Below are 6,255 nucleotides of genomic sequence, written 5' to 3'. Positions count from 1 at the left end.
GGCGCCCCCTGCCAGACCCGCGTTGCCGGCGCCGTCGGCGCTCACCGATGAGGTGTTCTGCGCACTGCCGCCGGCGCCGCCGTCGCCACCGCGGCCGCCGTTGCCTACGCCGCCGCCGTTGCCGCCAGTGCCGGCAGCGCCCCCGTTGCCGCCGCGTCCGCCGGCCCCGCCGTCCTGCCCACCCGCATCGCCGGTGCCGCCGGCACCATTGGTGCCGCTGGCACCGACACCGCCATTACCACCGCTGCCGTTAGTGCCACCGAAACCACTATTGCCGCCCGCGCCGCCGTCGCCGCCGTGACCGCCGTCGCAGCCAGGGCCCGTAACCGCAGCACCGTTGCCACCATTACCGCCGTGCCCGCCGTTACCCGCCGCGCCCGCGACCCCGCCACTGCCGCCCGCACCGCCGGCGCCGGCGTTCCCGCCAGCTCCGCCGGCGCCGCCGTTTCCGCCTGAGACACCCACGCCACCCACGCCTCCGTCGCCGCCGGCGGCGCCCAAGCCACCATTGCCGCCCAGCCCCCCGTGGCCGTGGAAGCCGCCGGCACCACCGTTGCCGCCCGCCCCGCCGAACCCGCCGTCGCCGCCGCGGCCGCCGGGTGCCGTTGCATTGGCACCATCGCCGATGAGGTTGCGTCCCATCAGCAGTTGCGTGGGCGTATTGACTATGTTGAGCAACTCTTGCTGCACCGTGTTGGTGGCCTCGGCCCAGGCATAGGAGTTTGTGCTGGCGCTCAGGGTGCGCAGGAACTGGTCATGAAATGCCGCGGCCTGGGCATTGAGCGCCTGGAATTGCTGACCGTGTGCGCTGAACAGGGCGGCGATACCCGCAGACACCTCGTCGCCCGCCGCGGCCAGCAACTGGGTCGTGGACGTCGACGCGGTCTCGGCGGCCACCGCGACCGCTGAGCCGATCCCGGCGAGGTCCGTGGCCGTGGCCGCCATGATCTGTGGGGAGGCGAACACAAAGGACATCGAAGGCTCCTTCCTGCCGCAGTCCGCTTCTGGGCAGAGCAGTTGCGTGGCGACCTGGCGGACCCAACTGTGCCGAGCCACGCATGTGTGAAGGTTGGCCAGTTATTGAACGGCCTGGTCAACGCCGAATCGCGGCGGACGGCTCTACCGGCTCACGAGACCTCCGTCCTGGCATCGGTGCGGTTGGCGCCGGGCGGGGTTCTGCTGCCGGGGCTGCCCAAGTCGGTGTCCTGGAGCACCCCACCGTCCCCGGCGGCGGTGCCGCATGTTCGAAACTTGCCAAGTTGCTGAACAGCCTGGTCAGCGCCAAAATCTGGCAAGCCAACAAGGCGTGCGCCGCCCGGCGCGGCCAGCGCGGCCATCGCGGCCGTCGCGGCTAGAGTCGCGGCCATGACCAAACGCGCGGCCCTGGCCGCAGCCGCGGGGGTATTGCTGGCGCTGGTCGGATGTGGGCCCGCGCAACCACTGTCGAGTCCACCGTCGGCATTGTCGAAAGCACCGCCCAATGAGGTATCCGGTCTGGACATTCCACCGGGCCGCCTCGAAAAGGCGATTCTCAAGATCGACGGCTTGGTCGCCGACCTGATGAAGAACTCCGGCATTCCGGGTATGGCGGTTGCCGTCGTGCACGAAGGAAAAGCATTGTACGCCAAGGGTTTCGGCGTACGTGACGCGAGCAAGGGCGACGGGCCGGACAACAAGGTGGACGCCGACACCGTGTTCCAGCTGGCGTCGATATCGAAATCGGTGGGTGCGACGGTGGTGGCCCATCAGCTCAGCACCAACGCCATCGCCTGGGATACCCCGGTGACAGCGCAGCTGCCGTGGTTTTCGCTCAGCGATCCCTACGTCACCAGCCATGTCACCATCGCCGACCTGTACTCGCATCGCTCCGGACTGCCCGATCACGCCGGCGATGCCTTGGAAGACCTAGGTTACGACCGTCAGCAGGTGCTCGAGCGGCTCAAGTTCCTGCCCCTGGCGCCCTTTCGAATCAGCTACGCCTACACCAACTTTGGTGTCACCGCAGCCGCCGAGGCGGTCGCAGCCGCGGCCGGCAAGCCATGGGAGGACCTGTCCGACGAGGTGCTGTACCGGCCGCTGGGGATGACGTCGACCAGCTCGCGCTTCGCTGATTATCTGGCCCGGCCCAACCACGCGGTCACTCACATCAAGGTGGGCGACAAATGGGAGCCGCGCTTCCAGCGCGACGCCGATGCCCAAACGCCGGCCGGCGGGGTGAGCTCGTCGCTCAACGACATGACTCACTGGCTGACCATGGTGCTGGCTAACGGCACCTACAACGGCCAGCAGATCACGTCGCCACAAGCCCTGCTGCCGGCCTACACCCCACAGGTCGTGTCGAGCCCGGCGGCAAACCCGAAAGCACGGGCCGGGTTCTACGGTCACGGCTTCAATGTGTCGGTGACGTCGTCGGGGCGTACCCAGTACAGCCACTCCGGCGGTTTCGGACTGGGCGCCGCGACCAACTTCGTGGTCCTGCCGTCAGAGGACATCGCCATCATCGCCTTGACCAACGCCGCGCCCTACGGAATCCCGGAGGCGCTGACGGCGGAATTCATGGATCTGGTGCAGTACGGCCAGGTGCGCGAGGACTGGCCGACCCTGTACAAGCAGCAGCTTGCCGCGTTCAACAACCCGGACGGGTCGCTGGTCGGCAAACAGCCCCCGGTCAGCCCGGCGCCGGCCCGGCCGCTCAGCGACTACGTCGGCGTCTACGCCAACGACTACTGGGGCCCGGCCACCGTCACCGATCACAACGGCCAACTCCAGCTGGCATTGGGGCCTAAGCAGACATTCGATCTGACCCACTGGGACGGCGACACGTTCACCTTCGGACTGTCGACCGAAAACGCTTTGCCGGGATCGATATCCATGGCCAGCTTCGCCGGAAACACCCTGAACCTCGAGTACTATGACTCCGACAAATTGGGAACGTTCACGCGATGAATGTCGCCGTTGGCCTGACCGATGCCGAAGTCGCGCAACGGGTAGCCGACGGCAGAACCAACGACGTTCCGCAGCGGGCCACCCGTAGCGTCGCGCAGATCGTCTGGGCCAACGTCTTCACCCGGATCAACGCGATACTGGGTGTGCTGTTACTCATCGTGCTGGCAACAGGTTCGGTGATCAACGGGCTGTTCGGCCTGCTCATCGTCGCCAACAGCGTCATCGGCATGGTCCAGGAGATCCGGGCCAAGCAGACACTGGACAAATTGGCGATCATTGGGCAAGCAAAACCTTTGGTGCGCAGGGAATCCGGGACTCGCATCCGCGCGCCGGAAGAGGTGGTGCTCGACGACATCATCGAACTCGGTCCCGGTGATCAGATCGTGGTCGACGGCGAAGTGGTCGACGAGGACAACCTGGAAATCGACGAATCGCTGCTGACCGGCGAGGCCGATCCGATCGCCAAAGATGTCGGCGACCCGGTGATGTCGGGAAGTTTCGTCGTCGCAGGCGCCGGTGCGTATCGCGCCACCAAGGTGGGGCACGAAGCCTACGCCGCCAAACTGGCCGCCGAGGCCAGCAAGTTCACGTTGGTGAAATCCGAACTGCGCAACGGCATTAACCGGATACTGCAATTCATCACCTACCTGTTGGTGCCGGCCGGCCTGCTGACCATCTACACCCAGTTGTTCACCACGGAAGCTCGATGGCGAGAATCGCTGCTGCGGACGGTGGGTGCCCTGGTACCGATGGTTCCCGAGGGCCTGGTGTTGATGACGTCGATCGCGTTCGCCGTGGGTGTCATCAGGTTGGGCCAACGCCGTTGCCTGGTACAGGAATTGCCGGCCATCGAGGGTCTGGCCCGAGTCGACGTGGTCTGTGCGGACAAGACCGGCACCTTGACCGAAAGCGGCATGCGCGTCTCCGACGTCGTGCAACTCGAAGCTGGTATACCCGTCACCGACGTGCTGGCCGCTTTGGCGGCCGCCGATGCCCGACCCAACGCCAGCATGCTGGCAATCGCAGAGGCCTACCAATGGCCGCCGGGGTGGACGGCCACTGCCACAGCGCCGTTCAAGTCGGCGACCAAATGGAGCGGGGTGTCCTACGGCGAGTACGGCAACTGGGTGATCGGAGCCCCCGACGTGCTGCTCGACGCCGCGTCGCCCGCCGCCGAACGGGCCGAACAGATCGGGGCCCAAGGACTGCGAGTACTGCTGCTGGGAGCCGGCGACGTGGCGGTCGACGATCCCGATGCGCCGGGCCGCGTCACCCCGGTCGCGCTGGTGGTGCTGGAGCAAAAGGTACGGCCAGATGCTGCCGAGACCATGGATTACTTTGCCGCGCAAAATGTTTCGGTCAAAGTGATCTCCGGCGACAACGCGGTGTCGGTCGCTGCGGTCGCCGGCAGGCTGGGTCTGCACGGCGAGACGATGGATGCGCGCCAACTGCCCACCGGCACAGCCGAACTGGCTGATGTGCTGGATTCCTGCACCACCTTTGGCCGGGTGCGGCCCGATCAGAAGCGGGCCATCGTTCATGCCCTGCAATCACACGGGCACACCGTCGCGATGACCGGCGACGGCGTGAACGACGTATTGGCCCTCAAGGATGCCGACATCGGCGTCGCGATGGGTGCGGGCAGCCCGGCATCGCGCGCGGTCGCCCAGATCGTGTTGTTGGACAACAGGTTTGCCACACTGCCTTATGTGGTCGGGGAGGGCCGCCGGGTGATCGGCAACATCGAGCGCGTTGCTAACCTCTTCCTGACCAAGACGGTGTACTCGGTGCTGCTGGCATTGCTGGTGGGTGTTCAGTGTCTGCTCGCCAAACCGATGGGACGCGATCCGTTGCTGTACCCGTTTCAGCCGATCCATGTCACCATCGCGGCCTGGTTCACCATCGGCATCCCGTCGTTCATCCTGTCTTTGGCGCCCAACAACGAACGCGCCTACCCCGGCTTCGTCCGGCGGGTTCTGACGTCGGCGCTGCCGTGCGGACTCGTGGTCGGCGTCGCGACGTTCGCCTCCTATTTGGTCGCATACCAGGGCCGCAACGCATCCTGGCACGACCAGGACCAAGCCTCGACCGCGGCGCTGATCACGTTGCTGGTGACTGCGGTCTGGGTGCTCGCGGTAGTTGCCCGGCCCTACCAGTGGTGGCGTGTCTGCCTGGTGATCGCCTCCGGGCTCGCTTACGTGGCGATCTTCAGCCTGCCGTTGGCCCGGGAGAAATTCATGCTCGACCCGTCGAATCTGGCCACGACGTCGATCGCGCTGGGCATCGGCGTGCTGGGCGCTGCGGCGATCGAGGCGGCGTGGTGGATCCGGGCCCGGATATTGGGCGTGCAGCCGCGATTGTGGCGATAGCGACCCGGTAGTGGCGGTAACTAATTAATTACCCTGCAAAGGGGTGCACTCCATAATGAAACTGCCGCGGTGTATAGAAATTTTACATTGAGCTTCATATGAATTTTCAGTGTGACCAGTGGTCATGCTTTTTTGATAAAGTGCCCAAGTTCCTACTGCGACCACCGTATGCTGTTGCGTTATCAGCCGGTGATCCCGGCGGCCGTCGGGTTGTCGTGGGCTGTGATCGGCAGGCGGCTACCTGCGACTGGGCCGTCTGAGAGAGGCTGCCGCGATGAATTTTTCGGTGTCGCCGCCGGAGATAAATTCCGCCCGCATTTTCAGCGGCGCCGGAACCGGCCCGATGCTGGCGGCCGCAGCCGCTTGGGAGGATTTGGCCGGCGAATTAGGGTCGGCGGCATCGGCTTTTTCGTCACTGACTTCGGCGGTGACAAGTTCGTCGTGGCAGGGCGCGGCGTCGACCGCGATGGCTGAGGTTGCCGGCGCCTATCTGGGCTGGCTGACCTCGGCAGGGGCACAGGCCGCCAATGCGGCCGGTCAGGCCCGGCTTACCGCGGCCACCTTCGAGGCGGCCCTGGCCGCGACGGTACATCCGGCCGCGGTGCTGACCAACCGTGGTCAGTTGCTGTCCCTGGTGACTTCCAACCTGCTGGGTTTCAACGCCCCGGCGATCGCGGCGGTCGAGGCCGAATACGAGTTGATGTGGGCCCAAGACGTGGCCGCGATGTTCGGCTATCACGCCGGGGCTTCGGCCGTCGCGTCGGCACTGACTCCGTTCGTCCGGCTCGTGCAGAACCCGGCCGCAGCATTCGACGCGGTGGGCCGCAGCGGCATTTTCAATGTGGGTTTTGCGAATTTGGGGGTGGGTAACTTCGGTTTCGCTGGGTTGGGCGTCGCAAATGTGGGGTTGGGGAATGTGGGGAGTTGGAATGTGGGGGTG

The 6,255-nt window shown here is 65.9% G+C and carries 5 protein-coding genes; 3 read left to right on the top strand and 2 right to left on the bottom strand.

Annotation, left to right across the window (positions count from 1 at the left end; all coding sequences use genetic code 11):
* The coding region (locus tag AWC27_RS09835) for a PE family protein (RefSeq protein WP_085670313.1) at positions 1-975 on the bottom strand (975 nt) is incomplete at its 3' end.
* A gap of 152 nt (positions 976-1,127) precedes the next feature.
* Positions 1,128-1,367 carry a hypothetical protein gene (locus AWC27_RS09830; RefSeq protein ID WP_085670311.1) on the bottom strand — a complete coding sequence of 80 codons (240 nt, stop codon included), beginning with the start codon at positions 1,365-1,367 and terminating at the stop codon, positions 1,128-1,130.
* Between AWC27_RS09830 and AWC27_RS09825 the strand changes: the two genes are divergently transcribed.
* The 3 genes from AWC27_RS09825 to AWC27_RS09815 form a co-directional block, all read left to right on the top strand.
* Positions 1,366-2,946, top strand: coding sequence for a serine hydrolase (locus tag AWC27_RS09825; protein WP_085670310.1), 1,581 nt, complete (start codon positions 1,366-1,368; stop codon positions 2,944-2,946). The genes AWC27_RS09830 and AWC27_RS09825 overlap by 2 nt on opposite strands.
* Positions 2,943-5,315 carry an HAD-IC family P-type ATPase gene (locus tag AWC27_RS09820; RefSeq protein WP_085670309.1) on the top strand — a complete coding sequence of 791 codons (2,373 nt, stop codon included), beginning with the start codon at positions 2,943-2,945 and terminating at the stop codon, positions 5,313-5,315. Before AWC27_RS09825 ends, AWC27_RS09820 begins: the two co-directional genes overlap by 4 nt.
* Positions 5,316-5,589: 274 nt before the next feature.
* The coding region (locus tag AWC27_RS09815) for a PPE family protein (RefSeq protein WP_085670312.1) at positions 5,590-6,255 on the top strand (666 nt) is incomplete at its 3' end.

This window comes from Mycobacterium szulgai (assembly GCF_002116635.1).
GTDB classification, from domain to species: domain Bacteria; phylum Actinomycetota; class Actinomycetes; order Mycobacteriales; family Mycobacteriaceae; genus Mycobacterium; species Mycobacterium szulgai.
The sequence above is the reverse complement of the archived record's forward strand: the minus strand, read 5'-3'. Positions and strand labels throughout refer to the sequence as shown.